This window comes from Pseudomonas coleopterorum, from assembly GCF_900105555.1.
Classification (GTDB): domain Bacteria; phylum Pseudomonadota; class Gammaproteobacteria; order Pseudomonadales; family Pseudomonadaceae; genus Aquipseudomonas; species Aquipseudomonas coleopterorum.
This window is the reverse complement of record NZ_FNTZ01000002.1, coordinates 1-19,005: the sequence shown is the minus strand read 5'-3', so window position 1 is coordinate 19,005 and position 19,005 is coordinate 1. Positions and strand designations below refer to the sequence as shown.

General features: G+C 59.6%; 20 protein-coding genes. All 20 read right to left on the bottom strand.

Annotated features, from left to right (window positions below; genetic code table 11):
- Positions 1-19 precede the first annotated feature (19 nt).
- The 20 genes from BLV18_RS21905 to BLV18_RS21810 all read right to left on the bottom strand — a co-directional run bounded on the left by BLV18_RS21905 (position 20) and on the right by BLV18_RS21810 (position 18,835).
- Positions 20-3,073 (bottom strand): putative type IV secretion/conjugal transfer ATPase, encoded by a 3,054-nt coding sequence (locus BLV18_RS21905; RefSeq protein WP_167375992.1) that lies wholly within the window; start codon positions 3,071-3,073, stop codon positions 20-22.
- A complete protein-coding gene (locus tag BLV18_RS21900) occupies positions 3,066-3,788 on the bottom strand; it encodes a conjugal transfer protein TraT (protein WP_244156987.1) in 723 nt (240 codons plus the stop codon). Before BLV18_RS21900 ends, BLV18_RS21905 begins: the two co-directional genes overlap by 8 nt.
- 53 nt (positions 3,789-3,841) lie before the next feature.
- The gene (locus BLV18_RS21895; RefSeq protein ID WP_090362579.1) at positions 3,842-4,231 is read right to left on the bottom strand and encodes a DUF6750 family protein; all 390 of its coding nucleotides are present in this window, start codon (positions 4,229-4,231) and stop codon (positions 3,842-3,844) included.
- Between the two features lie 115 nt (positions 4,232-4,346).
- Positions 4,347-4,886 carry a conjugal transfer protein TraQ gene (gene traQ, locus BLV18_RS21890; RefSeq protein WP_090362574.1) on the bottom strand — a complete coding sequence of 180 codons (540 nt, stop codon included), beginning with the start codon at positions 4,884-4,886 and terminating at the stop codon, positions 4,347-4,349.
- An 8-nt stretch (positions 4,887-4,894) separates the two neighbouring features.
- The gene (gene traP / locus BLV18_RS21885; RefSeq protein WP_090362570.1) at positions 4,895-5,620 is read right to left on the bottom strand and encodes a conjugal transfer protein TraP; all 726 of its coding nucleotides are present in this window, start codon (positions 5,618-5,620) and stop codon (positions 4,895-4,897) included.
- Positions 5,620-6,990: a conjugal transfer protein TraO gene (gene traO / locus BLV18_RS21880; RefSeq protein ID WP_090362567.1), complete on the bottom strand. Its 1,371-nt coding sequence runs from the start codon at positions 6,988-6,990 to the stop codon at positions 5,620-5,622. The genes traP and traO overlap by 1 nt, the downstream gene beginning before the upstream one ends.
- 2 nt (positions 6,991-6,992) lie before the next feature.
- Positions 6,993-7,946, bottom strand: coding sequence for a DotH/IcmK family type IV secretion protein (locus BLV18_RS21875; RefSeq protein ID WP_090362564.1), 954 nt, complete (start codon positions 7,944-7,946; stop codon positions 6,993-6,995).
- Positions 7,947-8,047: 101 nt separating this feature from the next.
- Complete coding sequence (locus BLV18_RS21870; RefSeq protein ID WP_090362561.1) at positions 8,048-8,614, bottom strand: hypothetical protein; 567 nt, start codon at positions 8,612-8,614, stop codon at positions 8,048-8,050.
- A complete protein-coding gene (locus tag BLV18_RS21865) occupies positions 8,598-8,810 on the bottom strand; it encodes a hypothetical protein (protein ID WP_090362558.1) in 213 nt (70 codons plus the stop codon). Before BLV18_RS21865 ends, BLV18_RS21870 begins: the two co-directional genes overlap by 17 nt.
- A 12-nt stretch (positions 8,811-8,822) precedes the next feature.
- The gene (locus tag BLV18_RS21860; RefSeq protein ID WP_244156986.1) at positions 8,823-9,524 is read right to left on the bottom strand and encodes a DotI/IcmL/TraM family protein; all 702 of its coding nucleotides are present in this window, start codon (positions 9,522-9,524) and stop codon (positions 8,823-8,825) included.
- Positions 9,525-9,531: 7 nt separating this feature from the next.
- Positions 9,532-9,876 (bottom strand): conjugal transfer protein, encoded by a 345-nt coding sequence (locus BLV18_RS21855; protein ID WP_244156985.1) that lies wholly within the window; start codon positions 9,874-9,876, stop codon positions 9,532-9,534.
- A 24-nt stretch (positions 9,877-9,900) separates the two neighbouring features.
- Complete coding sequence (locus BLV18_RS21850; protein ID WP_090362556.1) at positions 9,901-14,196, bottom strand: LPD7 domain-containing protein; 4,296 nt, start codon at positions 14,194-14,196, stop codon at positions 9,901-9,903.
- 3 nt (positions 14,197-14,199) lie between these two features.
- Positions 14,200-14,487, bottom strand: a complete 288-nt coding sequence (gene icmT / locus BLV18_RS21845) for an IcmT/TraK family protein (protein WP_090362553.1) — start codon at positions 14,485-14,487, stop codon at positions 14,200-14,202.
- A 112-nt stretch (positions 14,488-14,599) separates the two neighbouring features.
- Positions 14,600-14,749, bottom strand: a complete 150-nt coding sequence (locus BLV18_RS22425) for a hypothetical protein (RefSeq protein ID WP_167375991.1) — start codon at positions 14,747-14,749, stop codon at positions 14,600-14,602.
- Positions 14,750-14,863: 114 nt separating this feature from the next.
- Positions 14,864-15,403, bottom strand: a complete 540-nt coding sequence (locus tag BLV18_RS21835) for a phospholipase D family nuclease (RefSeq protein ID WP_090362547.1) — start codon at positions 15,401-15,403, stop codon at positions 14,864-14,866.
- On the bottom strand, positions 15,400-16,572 hold the full coding sequence (gene traJ / locus BLV18_RS21830) for a plasmid transfer ATPase TraJ (protein ID WP_090362544.1): 1,173 nt from the start codon (positions 16,570-16,572) through the stop codon (positions 15,400-15,402). The genes BLV18_RS21835 and traJ overlap by 4 nt, the downstream gene beginning before the upstream one ends.
- Positions 16,569-17,372, bottom strand: a complete 804-nt coding sequence (locus BLV18_RS21825) for a type IV secretion system DotC family protein (protein WP_090362541.1) — start codon at positions 17,370-17,372, stop codon at positions 16,569-16,571. The genes traJ and BLV18_RS21825 overlap by 4 nt, the downstream gene beginning before the upstream one ends.
- Positions 17,369-17,830 (bottom strand): DotD/TraH family lipoprotein, encoded by a 462-nt coding sequence (locus BLV18_RS21820; protein WP_090362535.1) that lies wholly within the window; start codon positions 17,828-17,830, stop codon positions 17,369-17,371. Before BLV18_RS21820 ends, BLV18_RS21825 begins: the two co-directional genes overlap by 4 nt.
- Positions 17,831-17,867: 37 nt before the next feature.
- The gene (locus BLV18_RS21815) at positions 17,868-18,359 is read right to left on the bottom strand and encodes a lytic transglycosylase domain-containing protein (protein WP_090362532.1); all 492 of its coding nucleotides are present in this window, start codon (positions 18,357-18,359) and stop codon (positions 17,868-17,870) included.
- Positions 18,356-18,835, bottom strand: a complete 480-nt coding sequence (locus tag BLV18_RS21810; protein ID WP_090362529.1) for a lytic transglycosylase domain-containing protein — start codon at positions 18,833-18,835, stop codon at positions 18,356-18,358. The genes BLV18_RS21815 and BLV18_RS21810 overlap by 4 nt, the downstream gene beginning before the upstream one ends.
- Positions 18,836-19,005 lie beyond the last annotated feature (170 nt).

Genomic DNA, 19,005 nt, shown 5'->3' with positions numbered 1-19,005 from the left:
GAGTCCTGTTGGATGTCTTTTAGAGGTTGTAGCCGCGCTTGGTGATCAGCTCGCGGGCCAGGGTGCGGGTAACGTTGCCGGCATCAGCCTCTTGGGCCTGGCGTTGTCGCAGCTCGATGACCTTGGATGCAGAGCCTTGCGGAAATTCAGTGGCCAGGATCGAGCGCGCCGTAGTGCCACCCACTTCCTCATAGAGGATCTTGCGCAGCGCACTGTCGCTGGCCGATGAGTTCAAGGCCCACAGCTCCAGGGGACCCATGGCGTTTTTCAGGATGCGGGCCAGCGTATTACCGCCCTTGATACGGAACACGCCCAGAAATGGCACGCCGCTCCCGTCCTGCGCAGCACCCGAGCCCTGGCGCTGCAGGTTGCGGATGGTGACCAGTGGCACCTTGAAGTGCTCGGTCAGCATGGCCTCGTCTTGCGGATCGACCTCCATCATGAACAGCGAGTTGGCCGACTGCAGAATAGCCTTGGGAAAGTCGCGCACGTACTGGGATGACAACACGGTGCGCACGCCGAACTTGCGCTGCTCCCGGTCCTGGGTTTCCAGCATGGGAAAGATGAAATTCACCTTGGCCACGTTGTGCAGTTCGTCGTACACCTTGGTTTTGACCTCCTGGTCCAACTGCTCCAGGCGCTCGTTGTGAAGATCGTGGTAGAGCGGTAGAACCGCCTCCAGCAGTTCGTCACGGTATTGCGGCAGTACGAAATGTCCGCCGGCGACTTCGCCGGCAAAAAGGAACATCAATCCGGTTTTCAGATGCCCTGCCGCACTGCCATCGCCCATGACGTTGTTCAGGTCGATCGCAATGACCCGCGTGCGCGGGCTGATCACAAACTCGGTGCGCCCGGCCAGCATCCGGTATTCGCTACAGGCCTCAGTCATGCAGCGGCTCAGGTAGTCCAGCAGCTTTTCATTGCTGCCATCGCGCTGCACTGTCGCAAAAGCCGTTTTGATGTTCTCGTGGTTCAAACACGTGGTCATGTCAGCCAATTCCGGTACCGCCTGGAACTGGGCTTGCTGCGCTTCACTGACGTAGCCAGCTTCGAACAGCAGATCGCGCACTTCATACCAGGTCGCCGTGCTCCACCAATGAGGCGAATGACGCTCAATCAGCCCACTGGCCAGCAACGCCTTGTCAGCCGCCGGCAACAAGCCCTGAACGTAGCCACGTGGGCTGGTTTCGGCATTGGTGGTGTAGGCCAGGTCGATCACACGCTTGAAGATCTGTGCCGTGTCTTTTGCATTAGGCGGCTCGCCGGTCGACGGATCGATGCACATGGCCGTCAGCATGTTCGATATCCAGTTGCGCTCCGGACTGATGGGATACTGCGCGCCCAGCTGGATATCGAAGAGGTTGCGGCAGTGCTTTGGGCTGTTCTGCAGCACGATCCCGATCACTTCATCCTTGCGTTCTTCCGGCAACCCGTCGCGCAACAGCATGATCTGCCCCTGCATCGAGAAGCCTTTGTCGACACCTGCGAAAAACGGCAAATTCTGCTGGGCACTGGTGATCTGCGTGTTGCCCAGCCGGTTGAGCAGTACCGATTTGCCCAGACCTGGTGAGCCGCAGATGACATTGGTCAGTTTGTTCTGCTTGCTGGTTGCCAAGCCTACCGGGTAGAGCTTGCCGTCCAGGGTCGGAAACAACGCATTGCCGTCTTCCTCCCACGCCGAGGCCGGTCGGGTTAGCGGCAGCAGGTGCAAGGCCTCTGAAAGCGGCGGATACAGCGGATGCACGCCACTGCCTTTGCTGGAAGCCAGTAGAGTCGCTGCCCAGGCCCGTACCGGGTCACCGAAGGTCAGCGTTACCCCACAGATGCCCCACGCCTCGAACGCCTGCTTGAGTAGGGTCAGGTTGCGGGTGACTGCCTCCGGACTGCGGCCCCACGTCGACGCCATGATGGTCATGACGCACACCGGCTCTTCTTGCTCGATGTAGCTCAGGGTTTCGATCGAGGCCCAGATGGGTTTGAGCGCCGGCACAAATGCCATGACATCGAGCAGACCTTTCTTGGTTCTCAGCGCTGCCATGCCGCCGGGCATCAGATCCATGCGCACCCGCCATGGCACTTCTCGCGGCACCAGGGCCTTGAGCTTGGCAAAGCTTTCCGGGGACTGCGGGGCCAGCTCGACCGACAAGGAGCCGTGCCACAACCCATTGACGCAGATCTTGTTGCCTCGGGTTTCGATGTCCTGGTTCATCAGCTGAAATTTGAGCCACGGGGCCAGAAACGGCGTGTGGTCCTCTTCATTGCGGATGCCATGCGGGGTGATTGGATCGTCGGGCAGCAGCGGCTGCCACAGCGGCGATGTGCCCAGTCGGTCGACCTGCTCACGCAGTGCGCGGCCCGCCGCATGAATGTCCATGCGCTCAAGCATCACGCCCTGGCCGTTATCACCCATGGCACGTTCCACCACGTCCAGAAAGCTGTCGTGCCGGATCTTGAGGCCGGTCAGCTCGGCCAGCACCGGGTTTTGTCCGAAGCGCGCTTGCGGGCTCTGCTCGATCAGCGCACTCAGGCGCTTGTTCTCATCAACCAGCTCGTGCGAGGACAGCGACTGGCGACCGGTGTAACACACCAGGTAGCAGCGCTCGCGCGAAACCCACGGGGCAAGCTTTTCCTGCGTTTCGTCCAGTATCTGCGCCATGTCTATCTTGGTACGGGCGATCGAGCGGTATTGCGGGGCCAGACGCGCGGCCACCTCGGCTCCCCCGCCTTCGGGTTCTGAATCAAACACCAGGCTGATCTTGTGCCCATGACGACGGTAGGAGGCCGTCAGGTTCTGGGTCATGCGCGACAGACGCCCTGCCCATGAATAAGGTGCTTCTATTGCAGCGCTTTCGTCGGTATCGCAGAAACTGCCGGCCACGGCGTACACCGTGCAGTAGTCGCCGGCATCGGTGACCGCGATATATGGGGCCTTGAGCTGCGGATGGCGTACGCGATCGTCATCGGTCAGACGGATCACTGTTTCCAGATCGCAGTAATCGGGCAAATCCCGAGAGATGGCAAAGCGTGAAACGGTGGTGATCAGGCTTTCCACCCAGCGAACCACTTTAGACATACAGATCACTCCGGATATAGGCGTCCCAATGCTGTGAAGACAAAGCCGCTTGCACGGTATTGCCCGAGGGCAGCAATAGGTTCAGGTCATCGAACATGTCAGCGGGCAGCATAAGTACGCAGCCTGAGAGTCGGGCTTGTAGCTGGCTGCGCTTGTAGGGCGGAAGGCGCTTCATGGCCTGAGCAAACTCACCAGCCCGCGCGGTGCCCCAGGCGGCCTCGACCTCGCGCGAATGGTTGTCCATCCACGTCCATACCCTCTGTCCATGAGCTTGCTGGGCTTCATCGCCGCCCAGGATGGCCAGTAGGGCACGGCGCTGCAGGTGCAGGGCATCTGTGGTGTCCAGACCCGGCAGATAGGCCAGGCGACCATGAGCCGCAGTAGGACTATCCAGATGGCCGGTCAAATAACACAGGGTGCAGACGGCGTGAGCCTCTTCCAGGCCCGCCCTGGCTCCCTGCCACAATTTGTTTGTAGTCAGTGCACAGCAATCACAGTGATCGCCTGATGCAGCTATCGGTACCGGCAGGTCAGTATCGCCGCTGATATCCAGCTCAAGAGGCGTCGACGGTGGCAATCCGGTCAGCAGATCAATGTCTACCAGAGGTTCGCTCAACAGCTGGGCTCCGCTTTCTGGTCCAGAGTGCCGCCCGACCCCTGCAGCATTTCCCTGACCTTTCTCTTCGTCGTGCATGACGATGGCGTCACTTTGCATATCCGTATCCTCAATGCCGAGCGGCGGCAGAGCCACCGCACGGCTGCTTTTGATCAGCCCACGTTGATGGGCGTCAAGCCGACCTGGCTTTGCGAGCGTTTGATGATTTCCGGTACCGCGATCAGGCAGACGCCGAAAATCAGGGCGCCGGCAATGTGCGAGACCTTGATTTGTGGGTTGTCGTTTTTGTTCTTCGCGGCGATCAAGGCGCCGATGACGAAGATCACTCCGACCATCTGGGCCAGGCTCAGAGCGCCTTTAGTGATGGTGGTACCGCCGGTGGCAGTGCTGGTCACCATGCCGGCAATGTCACTGCCATCGGCATGAGAAAGGACGGGAGAGGCCGCAGCGACGGCGACCAGGCCCTTGGCGAAGTGTTGGGTCAGCTTGTCTTTGAGCAGAGTTACGCGCACGCAGACAGACAGCAGCATGTGACGGGACATGTTCAGTTCCTTGTTTCGATTGAGTGATTGAGTAGCGAGTGATGGAGCGAATGAAGCGGGTGGAGCAAAAAGCGGTACAGCAGAGGAGCGCGTCAGCGCAAAGGATGCAGCCTGATCAGAGCAGGCCTAGAGACTTCTGCGCTGCATCAAGCAAGTAGGGGTTACAGACACACAGCACGCCGATGATGAATTTGAGCGTGCCTTTGGAGACATCCTCCCCGGCAGACAGTCCGGTATGGCCGTCCTTGAGGGATCGTTTCCAGCTCATGACGCCCTGCAGGGCAAACATCACACCCAGCATGCGTACCAGGGTCAACACCGCGTTAGCCGCATTGGCTGCCACGCCGAAGGTACCCACGTCCACATAGCTGATGGCGTCGAACGAAGCTCCCTGCCAGCCAAGCTGCCGAGCGCCTGCGCCGATGACCTGATCCAGTCCAGCCAGACCACCGCAAATCAGCAGCATGGCGATGGTTTTGCCCATGCTCTGGTTTTGCCCTGGCGCCTTGCGCATGTTGGCCTGGTGAGCCAGGTAAGTAGCCGCACCGACCACCGCGAACAAAGCGCCAAGGGTGAACATCAGGTTGACGAATGCACCCAGCAGCCCATTGGCAAAGCTGACCAGGATCTGAATAGCGTCTTTGGAGCCAGACATGACCTACCTCACTGCAAGGTGCCGGCACTGGTGTGCACCTGACGCGACGGCGCGTCAATGCCGGTCACCGTGACCGGCCCCAAGGTATCCCCGACCTGAACCGCCCAGGTCTTGTCCTGCCAGAGCACCCAGGCCATTCCGGTCTGCACTGCGCTCAAGTGCATGCTCGCAAGCGGTCCAGGGGCTGTTGTAGTGCGGGCAGGTTGTCTAGCCACAGCCCTGACCACAGGCCTTGCTTGCGTCGCTGCGGCCGGAGCAGATGACAGCGCAAGCTTGGCTTGCAGCTCCTGGATCTGCTGCTGCAGCACGTTTTGATTCTCGATGACTGTTTTTAACGAAGCGGTCAGCTTGGTGATGGCCTCGCGGTTGCCCTCGCTGTAGGTGCGCACACCTGCAACCATGGCCGCGACCTGATCCTGCATCTGTGAAAGATCAGCACCTTGAAACGCTGGTAACGGCGCGCTGGATTGCGTCGGGCTATCAAAGCTCATCGAGCTGGGCTCTGCAGTTGACTGCAACTGCTGGTTGCCGAAGGCCAACTGGTTGGGGCTCGACTGAGATTCAGGCGCAAAGAAGTACCATCCGGCAACCATGAATACCACGGCATACAATGCCAGCCACGGAATGGACTGGCCCGCTACGATCGGACGCTTGAGCCAGTGCTGATCGGTGTTGGCAGGCGGTGTGTGCGCCGGTGGCGGTATGGGAGCCGCCTGGGGAGAGAATTCACTCATCAATTAAGCTCCTGTCGCTGTTGTTGGGCCTGGATTTGCTGACGTGCAGCCGCGTTCCATTGATCATCGGTTCGGGGTTGCTGAACTGATTGGCTAGCTGAACGTACCGGCACAGCGGCTTTCACCGTGTCACCACCTTGACCAGGTGCGATGGCATCACCTGAATACACCCCACGCATGAACTGAATCGCGACTACCTGGCCTTTTGTGACGGTGACTTGAGTTGCCGGCACGCGCTGGGCGTCTTCAGTCAGTACCTTCGCAGCCTGGCCTGCTGCACCTCCGGCCATCGCGCCTATCACGGCTGCACCGTCTGGCAGGCCGGGACGCACCACCTGACTGTTGAAACCGTTGCTGACCAGCTGAGTATTGGCTTGCGAGTACATCTCACCAATGCCACCGATACCGCCCAGCAGGGCCGGCAGCACGATGCGCGACATGTAGCGATGGTTCACATCGGTGGCAACGTTGGCCAGCAGGCTGTCTTCCTGCAGGGCGTAGGCATCGACGTTGTAGTTGATGCCCTTGTAGGCCATTTCAGTGAAGTGAATCACCACGCCTTCGCCGGTCAGCTTGGCGCCGTCGGAGGCCTTGAGTACGGCCCCTGCATAGGTGCCCGTGGCGATCTTGCCAAGCACCGGCGTCGTGCTGTTGTCCGAGTCCACGCCGATGTCGATGTAGCCAGGCCCTCGCCAGTACGGCGGGATGACCTCGATCGGCACCACCGGCGCCGAGCCTGACCTTGAACCAGATGTAGCACCGTTGGTGGACACCGTGCGCACGCCACCGCCCAGACTCTGGCTCCACTGTTGATAGTTGCCATCAACCGCACCTGCGCCGCCCTGACCAGCTCCGGAACCTTCACTGCCCAGCACCCGTGCTGTTTGTAGGCCCGTGATGCGCGGCTCTATTCCTTGAGGGTTGAGCCGGGCCAGGAACTTGTCCAGTGCCTGATTGCGGCGATCATTCTGGTTGTTGTCGTTGCCATTGCCGCCGGCGTTGTCAGACTGCTCACCTTGACGCGACTCATTGCCGGCAGTGGGGTTGTCCGGCGTTTTTTTGGTGGCCGCCGGCACGATGGGCTGCTGCTCAAGCTGGAGGCTTGCAATGTACGTCTTGTTTTCCGCCTGGGCCTGCATTGCGCCTTTTCGGTTCGACTCATCCAGCTGCTCGCGATAAGCCGCGGTTTCACTGATCTTGCCTGGAACGGCACCGCTAACCCGATCCAGGTTGACCTGGGAGACTTGCTCAGGCGGCTTATTCAGCCAGGATATCAAGGCATAGCCTGCGGCAAGGATGCCCCCTATCACTAACAAAATGGACGCCCAAGTTACCTTTTGAACCCGTCCTGCATCCTGTTCACTTGCCATATCTACTCCAGTGCCACAGTGAGGGCCGAGGTACGTCCGAGCACCGAAAACGACACATACGGCGTCACCGGCAGCTTCCACAGGTGTGTGCCATCGGCTGATGAAAGCGTGGCCTCGAACTCGTCGCGAATGTCTGCGCGCGAGCGGATGTACAGGTCATCGCCCATTTGCCAGACCGTGGTGTCGGGCACATCACCGCTGGTTTTCAACCGACGCGCCTCCTTGGGCGGTATGCCGTCAAGAAACGCCTGCAGCGTGCTGTCGTGCAGCCCGATACGGCTTTCAGGTGCCGCATTTGCCACAGCGTTAGGCCCACGGCGGGGAATGCGCAGATCCAGACGGCTATCCACTGCCCAGGTCTTGGCCGGCGTATCGGATTCGCCACTGCTGACCGTAAGAATGATCGGCACGGCCAGTCCTTCCAGGTACACGGTCACGTTGCCGCTCTGGTACGGCTTGTTGGCATACACCACCAGCACTGGACTGTTGGGCAACCAGTAGGAAGTGAAGCCGTTGGGGTTGCCGGTAATAGGCGGTGCGCCCAGTTTCCAGGGCGCGCCTGTGCTGTCGATGAAAGAGATTGAGCTGGGGTAGTTCACAGCGGTGCGGATCAACGGCAGGCTCGCACCTGGTGCGAGGTCGACCGTCAGCGCGCTGATCTTGGGCACCACAGCCATCTGCGGCGCGCTGATCGCCTGTTCTACCTCGTTCTTTCTGTCCAGCAACTGCCGAACCTCACCCGGAGACAGCGGCGTTTCGCTTTCCACCGCCCGGTTGTACAACTCCGATTGCGGCGGCGGCAGCGGATCATTGCCTGATGGGGCCTTGCCCTTGCCCGCAGTGGATTGCCATTCGTTGGAAGGCGCACTGGCAGGGGTTTGGGCTGTATCCGGCTCTGCCGCCCAGGCATAACTGCCCGTCACGAGCCAGACGGCCAGTGCCATTGAGATTTTCATAGGGGTTTCCTTGCAAGATGAGCCGACGCAGTAATCAACCCTGCGCGGCTTGGCATTTCATTGAAGTGACTGCAAAGCGGATAGAGGCCTGAGGCAAGCGGCTACGGTTCAGGTCCGTACATGCCGCCTTTGGCAATCCGGCTAAGAAACCGACGACACAACGCAACGGTGGGTTCTTCACCCAGACACCCTTCAACGCCGTAGGGATTGTCCACCCAGACAATGCCGTCGTCGGAGTCGTAGTGCAGGAAGTGCCCATCAATACGCTCGCCTTTACCTGCGTACAGCTCAGCCGACAGATGTTCAGGCGTCGGCAGATCCAGTGCTTCCCAGTCGTTGCGCTCGATACAGGCCTTCGCATGCCGCTCTTTGTCACGTTGTCTTTGCAGCTGCGCTGCCTCCTTCCGCTCCTCCTCCACTACCAGCGCTTCATCGTGATAGGCCTGTTCATAAAGCGTCGCCAGTCGTGGCACATCGATCAGCAATGGCGGACATTTGGCTCCGTACGGGAGGTCACCATGCGCCTGCTTCACAGCCAGTCGCTCAACCCGCCAATACGCCTCATGCGCAGCCAGGCCCGCCAGGTGGTGAAGACCTAGAGAGCCACAGCTGCGCACCTGCATCCACAACAAGCGGGCCTGCAGAGCCTCTTCAAAGGCCGGGTTCATGAGCGTCACTTTCGATGGCCACCGGCAAGGATCGCCATATCCAGTCGCAGCGACGCGACAACAGGTCATGCAATTTCTCGGCGTCGTTGGCAGCGTCCACACTGTCGCGGTTCAGCGCTGCCCTCAAGGCATCGCGCAGCCAATAGCTGCTGGCCGGACACTCCAACGCGGCGCGGATTTCGTCGTCCACGGTCATGGTCACTACTCCTTAATTGGCGCCGCTGGTAATGAGCTGTACGACCTCAAGGCCCTTGCTCTTTACCTGGACATCCGCGCGCTGTATGCGCTGGGTAAAGATGAAACGCTGCGCAGGACTGCCGGTTACCTGGCCATCGAGCTTCAACGTCACCGGGTACTGGTATTCCCAGGCGTAGACATCACCCTGCAGCCCCTTGGCCCGGATGCGACCCGGACCCACGTCCACGGATAGGTTCATCCGCTGACCCTTGACCGAAGCCAGGATGTTGGAGCTGTTCAGCGCAGTGAAGTAGCCCGAGTAACCCACGTCGTCGTAATCGTCTTTGACGTTGTTGATCTGGTCCTGGTAGTGAATGAAGTCCAGCGTGAAGCTTCGACGGATCGTGTCAGCGCCGAAAGCTGATACGTCACTGTCGCTGAACGCTGGCTCGTTTTTTGGCTTGATCGGCACTACGCGGCCGTTTTCCGTAGTGAAGTACTTCACCGGCGGATGAGCCACTTGCCAGGCCAGCATGCCGATCACGACGATCGCCAGAACCAGTGCGCTGCCCACCCAGATCAGCGCGGTCAGGCAGCGATGCGCAAACGCTACCCCCAGCTCGCGTTGCCGCTGGGCATTTTGGGCATGCACGAACGCCTGCTCATGAGCCGTAGTCGCCTGTAGCGCGCTTTGCTCTGGCACCACCATGGTGTCATTGGTTGTCTGCATCATCGTGCCCTCATAGTTTCTTCCAAGGATCGATACTCGTCGGCAGCTGATCGTTGATTTCTTTCACTACCACCTTGCAGATCTCCTCCGCCACCTGATCTAGAACGTCCTGCAGGCTGGGAAATGACGGCAGCATGACGCGGGTTTTTCGGATGCGTGACAGGCAGCTTTGCAGCCGTTCGGAGATGATGCGTTCGCGCTCGGCCCAAGCTTCGTCGGCCTGGCGGGCCTGGTCATACCCCGCCTTGCTGCCTGCCTGGGCAGCTTCGCCCGAGCGACACACGGCCGCGTCGCTGATAACCGGCAGGCAGCACAAGACCATCAGCAGTGCCGAGCACATGCTTTTCTTGATCATGGTTTATCTCTTGTGATTAACGGTTCAAGACTGGCGCGGCGCGCTGGGCTGCGCCGTGGGTGCCGCTGCCGGTGACGACTTTGGGAGGGTGTTGGTGTCCTTCCAGCGTTGGTCGAAGCCAAGCCTGTCGTGCAATGCCGGCGGTACCTCGGCCGGAAAATCCAGCTTGCCCACACGCACCGCCGGATCGCCTTCAAGCTTGAAGGCGATATGCTCACGCGCTACCGGCTCGCCACCGGAACGGTTGATGCCGTTACCGACACCGATCGGCACCAGGCCCTGGTCAGTGATCTGGTTGATGACCATCGGCGGGGCTTCGGGATGACCGGGCAGGCTCACCAGCACATGCTGGTACTTATCACCTTGTCGCACCACGCCCTGCAGGTACGGCCCATCGCCACGAAACAGCGCCATGTCCAGCTGGCCGTTGGGCGACCAGCTGCTCATCAACGGTTTCCCCACGTTCTCGCTGTCTACCGGAGGACGCGGCGCCGATAACGGGTCACCTGCTTTTGCACTGCCTTGCCCATTGGGCGTCATCCAGAACAAGCCTTCTGCCGGCCGAGGCGGTGCGTCGATAGGCACGTTCAGCTGCGCGACGATTGAGTTCTGGATCATGGCAAAGCGGGCAGCGTCATAAGCGACCATCTTCACGCCCTGATCATCGCCAGTGCGCACCGTTGGACCATTGAGCAGTGTCATTGACCACTGATTGCGGTGAGTCTTGCGTTCTTCGAAGCGCACCACCACGCCATTTTCCTTGACCGGAGCCCTCACTGTGACAGGCATTTCGCCCAGATACTGCAGGGTCGCCATGCGACCTGGCTCGATGCGCGTCTCACGCAGCAATCCAGCCAACTCCATGCCCCAGAACGTCTGTATGCCCGTTTTGGTCCGCAGCTTGACGTGCACGCTTTCGCTATTGTTCGGATCGAAGCGAAACGGTGCGTTGCCGCAGCTGAGGACTTTGCCAGTAACACCTTCGGCTGCAGACGCAGAGAGCTGGTGGATGGCTGGATCAATCCCGGCGCTAACGGTGCGCTGATGCTCCTGGGCAACAGGTTTAGGCTCTTGCGATGGCTGTTCAGCACCTAACAGCGGTGCGTCATCCAACGGCCCGGACTGCGCCGGTATGGGCGCAGACTGAACTGGGACATGAGCATCCAGCGCAGCGTAGGCCGTACTGACAGGCTGCGGTGTCGCCTGTTGCTCTGGTGCGCTCGGGCTCAGCGGGGCTGTCGCCCCTGTTGCCGCAACATTCATTACAGGCGCTGCAGGTGGAGCAGGTGGAGCAGGTGGAGCAGGTGGAGCAGGATCAAACGGTGCCGGCGTATCGCCGTGGATGGCATCGGCCTTGACCACGGGTAGGTTCAAGGTCTTTCGAGCCTGATCGAGCATCAGCTGCTGGGCCGGATTCTTCATCGAGACATTGACCTGGTTTTGGGCAATCAGCTCGATCGCTTTGGCCTTGAAGGCATCACTGCCGGTCAGCTCAATCTGGCCTCGGTAGAATCGCGCCGCTGTCAGCAGCGCTGCCACGATCTTTTCATCACTCTGCCCGGCGCCGGGTACCATCTCCAGACGCGAGCCTCGATCAACAAACGCCGGCTCGTTATCCAGCTTGTACATCACCGAGTTGTCGTTTTGCGCTTCGGTTGTGATGCGGGTCAGCAAGCTGTCCTTGTCGATCTGGCTGGGTTGCAGCGGTGGTTCGTCCTTGCCGATCCGTGGACCAACATCAATAAAATCCACGAGGGCTTCTGTAGCAGGGGGCTTATCGATAACAGGCCGACGCGGCATGAGAGCAACCAGATCCTCAGCTACTGCCTTAGGAGCCTCAGGTTCGGCAGCAGAGGGGTCGCCGGCTTTGACAGACGGTGCCAGTGGAGACGCCTCAATCGGGTCGTCGTGCTGGTTCAGCGTACTTTCCATCGGAGTTTCAGGCTCGCGATCCACTGGAATAGAGGTGACACTCTTTACCACGAACTCAGGCGGATCGGGCAAATCGGCATATGGCTTTCGCTTTCGCTGGTTGCCCATGGCTTCGCCACGAGCCTTGCTCCACTCGATGACTTCAGCGTCGTGCTTGGTCCGCAGATCTGCCAGCTTCGCAGGATCGTCAACGGCCAGATCCTCGGCCTGCTTTTGCTCATTGCTCAAGTAGCCCCGGCGATCGGAGTCAGCGTGCAGGTTGGTGGCATCAGCTGGGCCCGCATCGTTTCGAGGATCCAAGGGGGCAGTCTCAGTCACTGGCTGCTCTGCCGCTGGAACAACAGGCTCCGGCAGTGGATTGGCCATGGCTTCGGCCCGAGCGTTGCTCCATTCAACGACTTGCGCATCATGCTGGATGCGCAGATCTGCCAGTTTCGCAGGGTCATTAGCGGCCAGATCTTCAGCCTGTTTTTGCTCATTGCTCAAGTAGCCTCGGCGTTCCAGTTCTGCCTGCTGCAGGTCGTAGGCTGCGATCTGTGCCGCTTCGCTTTGCAGGTCCACCGATGGCATGTCATCTGGATTGGCTTGGAGGTCAAGGTCGGGTTGTTCTTGCACAGCGGTCACCTCGGCGGGGTGCATGAATAGTGGAGCGGTCTGGTCGCGCACAGCATCCAGGCCACGTGATTGGTGAAGGTCGTTGAAGTCGGTGAAGCCTTGGGCGATTTCGCTTTCGTTGAAAGCGGGGTAAAGCACCCTGCCACCGACCAGCTCTGCAGCCTCCGTGGCCATGATCAAACCCTTGTTCTCGGCTTTGGCGTGGTCGAAGTCGGCCAGGAATACATGAGAGGTGTCGGGAAACTGCTGGTGAAGGATCTGGGCGACCACCACCATGTTGCCGGCGTCGATAGTCATGACAACCGGGCGGTCAGTGGCCAAGTTCAGGCTGCGCGCTGTGGCATAGCCTTCGGCGTAGAGGATCGGCTGGCCAGGCTCCAACGTCCCACCGACTACCAGGTAATTCCCCTGCTTCGGCGCATCCTTGAACAACAGCTTGTCTCCCGTTTCCGGGATGTATTGCAGGGTCTTGAAGGTTCCTTGGGCAGAAAAAAACGGCACCACCAGGGCGCCGTTTCGTGTTTGACGAATCTCGGGCGTCGGGGGGATCCCCTTTCGCACCAGGTAAGGATGCGAGGGGTCGGCAGCGGGTAATTGGTCGTAAAGCGTTTTCGCTTCTAGCGTCTTTTCTGCATGCAACGCTGCGCGTTCGCGAAGAACATCCTCCCGAGATTGCTTGGCCGCAGCCCGGATGTGCAAGCGGGCTACCGGGTCGGCTTCGCCTCCTGTCGCTACCCAGTTGGATACGTCCTTCGAAGATTGAGCCTGGTGGTAATTGATAAACCAACCCGCTGGCTTTCGATCCAGATAGCCGCAGTAAACACCGCTGGTCTTGCTGCCCTTGTCGTCAATGGTGGGCACCCGCTGACGAACACCATTCATCACGGGCATTCCTTTGATGACCAGCCCTGCCTGAGTCAACGCGTCCAGGAACTGAGCTTCAGGATCACCGCCTCCTGCCCGCATGCTGCGATCGGGCAACCATTCCTGGATGCGATTGAGGTCGCAGCCAGGCCGGGCGTACCAAAGCTTTTCTTCTTTGTCCCAGCCAACAGCCGAACGACCATTGCTCAGTTGTCCGGCTGCAGCGCGCATTTTTTCGCGATCGTCAGGCTGCACGGCGAGCCACACCGGGTATTCGGAAGTTTTCATGGGGGAGTCCTGCTTGAACTGGGCAGAATCGGATTCGGGAAAGATTTGCTGCGATCGGGTACGGTCGTGCAGCCCCTCGGCCACCATGGTGGTGAGGTTGATCAGATCTTCGAAGGTCAAAGGCCGCCGGCGATCAATGCAGGCTTGCTGCAGCGCTTGAGCGCCAGGTGATGCAAGGGTGCGAACGTGGGGCTCGATGTCTTCGCAGGAGAAGGCGTAAACCTCCTCGGCTTTGCGCAGCTCGCTGATACCTGGATAGACACGATCTACAATGGCCCATGTGTCTCGCAGGCCCGGTTGATCGCGGGCCTCAACGATCGCTTCTAGGAGCGCTCGTTTTTCTTCTGGATGGAACGTATTAATTCCAAAGTGGCCAAGTATTTCGTGCCTAACAACTCGTCTAAAGTGTGCCTCGTCGCGAAATCCGGAAGTGGCGAAAAGGGCTCGTTGTCGTCCTGGATGAAATGAACCGAGGATGGTTCCTGCGGCTTCTCGGGTGGCTTGTGGTCCATATAATTCCTCCTGCGTCTCTCTGATTTTAAAGCCGATTTTGGCGGCGACCGGGTAGGTCGCGCAAAACTCGATTACGAGTGCTTTAGCCTGTTCAATGGATAGTGCCATTTTCTAGCCCCCCTCGGTGAAACGTCGGTACCACCAGGGCCGGCCGGACAGCTTGTTGCCGCGCACCAGGTACACCAGTCGCGCAATCAGCACTTTGTACGTCCACCCGAAATGCGAGAGCAGGCGAAACCCTGCAATAAGTCCGCTCACCACATAAATCGTCGTGAACGATGGAAAGCGAAACCAGGCTAGGTAGAGCAGGAACAGTGGTGCGGGAATGCCATACAGATTGAGCAGGCGCGAAGCATTGCGCCAGAAACCCGACGGTCGATCCGACTTTTCAACAGTCATTTGTTGCTCCCATAGCAACGCAGATCAAGGCCTTTCTCAGCGCATACCGCCGCCAATGAGTCCGTGAGTCTGAAGGTGCAAGAGGTAGGGGAAGGGGTGTGGCAATGAGAGGCTAAGAGGCCCATTCCGGGAATTGCGCTGACAACGCGCGATCACCCTGCCGGATCAGTTGCCGGACAGCATTTTCAATCTCGCAACGAACCAGGCCGGAGGCACAGTGATACAGCGCCAAGACCTCTTCCATTGTGATGGTGGTGATCAACTCAACGATATCCTGGAAGGCCTTTCGGTCCTCTTCAGGCAGGTCTCTATACGTTTCACACATAGACATTCCTCCATGAATCACCGTGTCTAAATTAGTTAGCCAGAGGCCTGGCTAGTAACCCGCCTGGTAGGCTTGCCCCTTGTCCCATCGCGACTGCCAGTGCTGGGTGTATACCTTGGCCACATCCGGAACATCCCACAGCACCAGGGCGTTCTCGCTATTCGAATGCGCAGCGGCCGACGAGTAGTTGAACGATCCGGTTTCAACGTTTCGGCCATCGGTGATGATCACCTTGTCGTGCTGGATCTTGTAGGCCGCGTTGGTCCGCACCGCGATGCCGGCATGGGCTATCAGGTTCATCGCCGCCTGGCTGCTCTTGCCTTCGTTGCCCCGCGCATCGAGCACGACCTGCACATCCACACCGCGCCGTTTGGCCGCAATTAGCGCCTTGACCACGCTTGGCGAGGTGAAGCTGTATCCCATCAGCAGCACCTGGTGTTCTGCCTTCTGGATCACATTGACCACCAGTGTCTCTGCACTGCCTTCAGGGGAGAAACCAACTTCAACCTGCGCAGCCTGCACAGCGCTGGCAATTAGAAATAGCACCCCAATGGGCGCCGGAATGAGAAAACGACGGGTGGCTCGAATCATGCCGCTACTCCTTGTTCAAACGCGCGTTGTTGATTAGCGGTCATGGCCATGCGCAGCTCTGCCTGCTCGATGATGTCTTGCTGAAACAGTCGCCAGGCCTGGTCGGCAATGCGCCGCTGCTCCAGGCGAATAATGCTGTCGATGTGCTGCCCCCACTGGGTGTAACTCAGCTCTGCCAGCTTGGTGCGCAGCGGGTCGTCGAAGACGATGTATTCGCGCACGGCCTTACGCTTTCCATCGGTGGTGCGCAGCAGTTTTTGCACCACGATGTACTGCAGCACGCCCAGCAGGTCGCGGGCCGTGGCCTCGCGCATTTCTGCCGGCACCATGGTCAGGCAACGCGGTATGGCCTCACCGGGTGAGTGGATGTGCATCGTGGTCAGATTGAAGTGACCCAGCTGGCCGGCCAGAACGCCTGCCTGAAAGGTTTCCAGGTCGCGCATCTCACCGATGCCAATGATCGACGGCGCTCGTCGAAGGTCCGCGCGAATCGCCTCTGCATACGTTTCAACATCGCGCCTGATCTGCAACTGCGTGGGCTGCAGGATGTCCTCGGAGCGACCCAGCACAAACTCGATGGGATCCTCGATCGTGGTGATCTTGCGGTCGGGATCCGTTGTCTGGCAGTACCGATAGGCTGCTGCGGCCAGGGTGCTTTTCCCCGATCCCGTGATACCACCCAGGATGCCCAAGCCATTGGGAGGCAAGAGCGCTTCGAACAGATCGGCCTCGATCCCCATCTGCGTGATATCAGGGATATCGGTGGGGATGATTCGCATGGTCACGGCGATGGTGGTGTCGAGTCGGCCTGCCGTGGCCTGCACGAAGTTGCAGCGAAAGCGCAACCGCTCGCCGCGCTCCAGTCCGTAGCGGTTGTGCATGTCACCGTCCAGCTGCAAGGGCCGGTCCACCGGACGGCCGCCTTTGACCATTGACCGGACCTCGGGACTGAAGATGTCATCGATCATCTTGCCCAAGGTATCGTCCGCCAGGACGAAGGCGCTGGCCCGACGTTTACGGCCATACTGATCAACCACCAGGTTGTTGCCACCCTGGATGTGGATGTCGCTGACGTTTTGCCGAGCACACCACACGAAGAACTCTCGCATCGACAGGTCGTTGACGCCGTGGCCGAAGTCGAAGGGGCTGAATTGGATTGCATCTATCATGGCTTTTCCTTCCGGATCACCGGCTGCCATTGAGTCTTATCAGGCACAAAACCTGCGTTTTCCTTGATCGTCCGTACCCGATCGCCCGTCATCAGCTTCTGCCGATCGCCTGTGACCGTCTGTTGCTGATCGGTCACCACAGGCCGGGTGATGAAGCCTTGCCGCAGCAGTTGGGAGTACAGCAACATGCCCCGGTAATCGCGGGTCAATCGGTTGAAGTTGGCTTCCAGGGTGTGATCCGCACTGATGCGCCCTTCCTCCCAGCCTTTTTTGATCGCGGTCTGCCACAACGCCTTCTGCACGCTGTTCTCCGGCATGACCGCTGATTCAGGTCCATCCGTGGCAGTGGTTGAAAGGCCTGCCAGCAGCCACGTCCGCCAGGACGGCGGATTGCTGACAAACCGCTCCGGCGCGATGATTTCGTAGACATGATTGGACGTGCGGATCTGGCCGGGGGTGATGTGGGCCACGTCCAGCGCCTCATCGATCACCGGCGGCAACCAGCCCTGCTTGCTGATCAGTGTCTTGAAGTCGTAGATGACTTCCAGTCGGCCAAAGCGCACGTCCAGGACTTGGCGAATCTCCCACGAGCGTTGAGCCTTGCCACCGCGAAAGCCGATGGTGCGGCCCGCTTCTTCGAGTAACTGGCGACGTGTGTCGGAAACCTGTGAAGGATCAGGTTTGGTCGCATTGAGGTAGCGGTCCATGGCAGGCGGCGCATCAGACGGGGTGGCTGTCTGGGTTTGAGCACATCCTGCCAGGCCCTGCACGCAGATAAGGGCCAGCAGCATTCTTTTCATGGACGACCTCGGGTTTGCTCCGGGGGCTGCGCCTGCATGAACGCCAAGGTCAGCTGACTGGGCAGCTGATGCAGCGTGGCCCGCCAGGCGGTCTGCATCTGGATCATGTGCAGCAGGTTCTGATAGGTCACACCTTGAACATGGATATTGACCGGCAGCGGCAGGCGTACGCCGGTCCAGTTGAAGCGTGCCCCGCGCTGCCTGGCAACGTGCGACAGCAGCTCCACGGCGTCACCAGACCAGTTGACTGACACCACGTCGGTGTTGGCCAGAATGGCATCGGCCGGCAGCGGCGATACGGTGTTGAGCGCACCTTCCTGCCACAGCACCTGTTGCTGGGCAACCAGGCGCACAAGAGCGGGATCAGGTGCGGCAGTTACCGCGGGCTTTTGCTGAAACGCCTGACAGCCGGCCAGCAGCAAGGCCACCGCAGGAGCAGTGAATAGAAGATGCTTCATGGAAAGTCTCCCTACACCCCTGCGCGGGATGCAGTCATTAACGAATGGCGAGGTGAGCAGGCGGTGCGCGACGCGCCTTGAGGCGGTCGTAGATGTTTCGAATCAATTGGGCGTACAGCAGCCGCCTGGCTTCCTGCTTGGCCGAGGGATGAAACCCTGCGTTGTAGGAGCCCAGGCATCGCCAGGTGTTGCCGCAAACCCGCAGATGGCGGGCCAATACCCAGGCGCCGGCCTGAACGTTGAAACAGGCATCCTTGAGCAGATCATCGGGTTGCCGAATCAGCCCCATCTGGACCAGCTTGTTGGCATTGGCGGTGTTGATCTGCATGACACCGTAGTCGGTGCTGCGCAGCTTGCCGCTGTCATCGTAATTGCGGTTTATAGCGTTCTGCCTGAGGCCGCTTTCCTGAATGGCGATCGCTTCAAGCAGCAAGGGATCCACCGCTTGACGCTGCCCGGCGGCTTGGAAGCAGTAGGCAAAACCATGAACGGGCAGGGCCAGAAGCAGACAGAGCCACAATCGCCTCATTTGACGCCTCCTTGCAGGTTGGCCGGCAAGCGCTGCGCTTGATTCAGCACAAAGCCCACATAGCCGTTCTTGAAGCCCGAACGAAAGTTGCCCGTGTTGTAAGCCGACAATGCAGCCAGCAATGCGCTTTGCGGGTCGCTGAACTGTCCGGATGCCCTGACGTAATTGCGTGTCAGCACAACGCCGCCGGCATAGACATTGGTGCAGGGATCGAACGTCTGTTCGACCGTGAGCCCCAGGCCCACCATCGTTTTGGAGTTGATCTGCATCAATCCCATGTCGATGCTTGCCCCGGCCGCGATCAGGCGGCGGGCCTCACTGACCGCTGCCTGGTAACTATCAGCCTTCTTGAACCGATGCTTGCCATTCACGCCGATCGCCCAGGCATTGCCGCCCGACTCGTGCTGCATGACGGCCATCATCGTGTTGCTGGAAACAAAGGGAGCACACACCAGGACCAGCGTGAGCAGGTCCATTACTGTGAGTCCGGCACGACCAGAAAGCGGTCGTTGGCCATGTCTGTCAGCTTGCAGAAGTCGGTCAGTTCCTCCGCCGATATCGCCTTGGAGAGCAAGTAACCTTGCCAGGCGTCGCAGCCCAGCTCGTGCAAGCTGTTCATCTGCTCATGCGTTTCCACGCCTTCAGC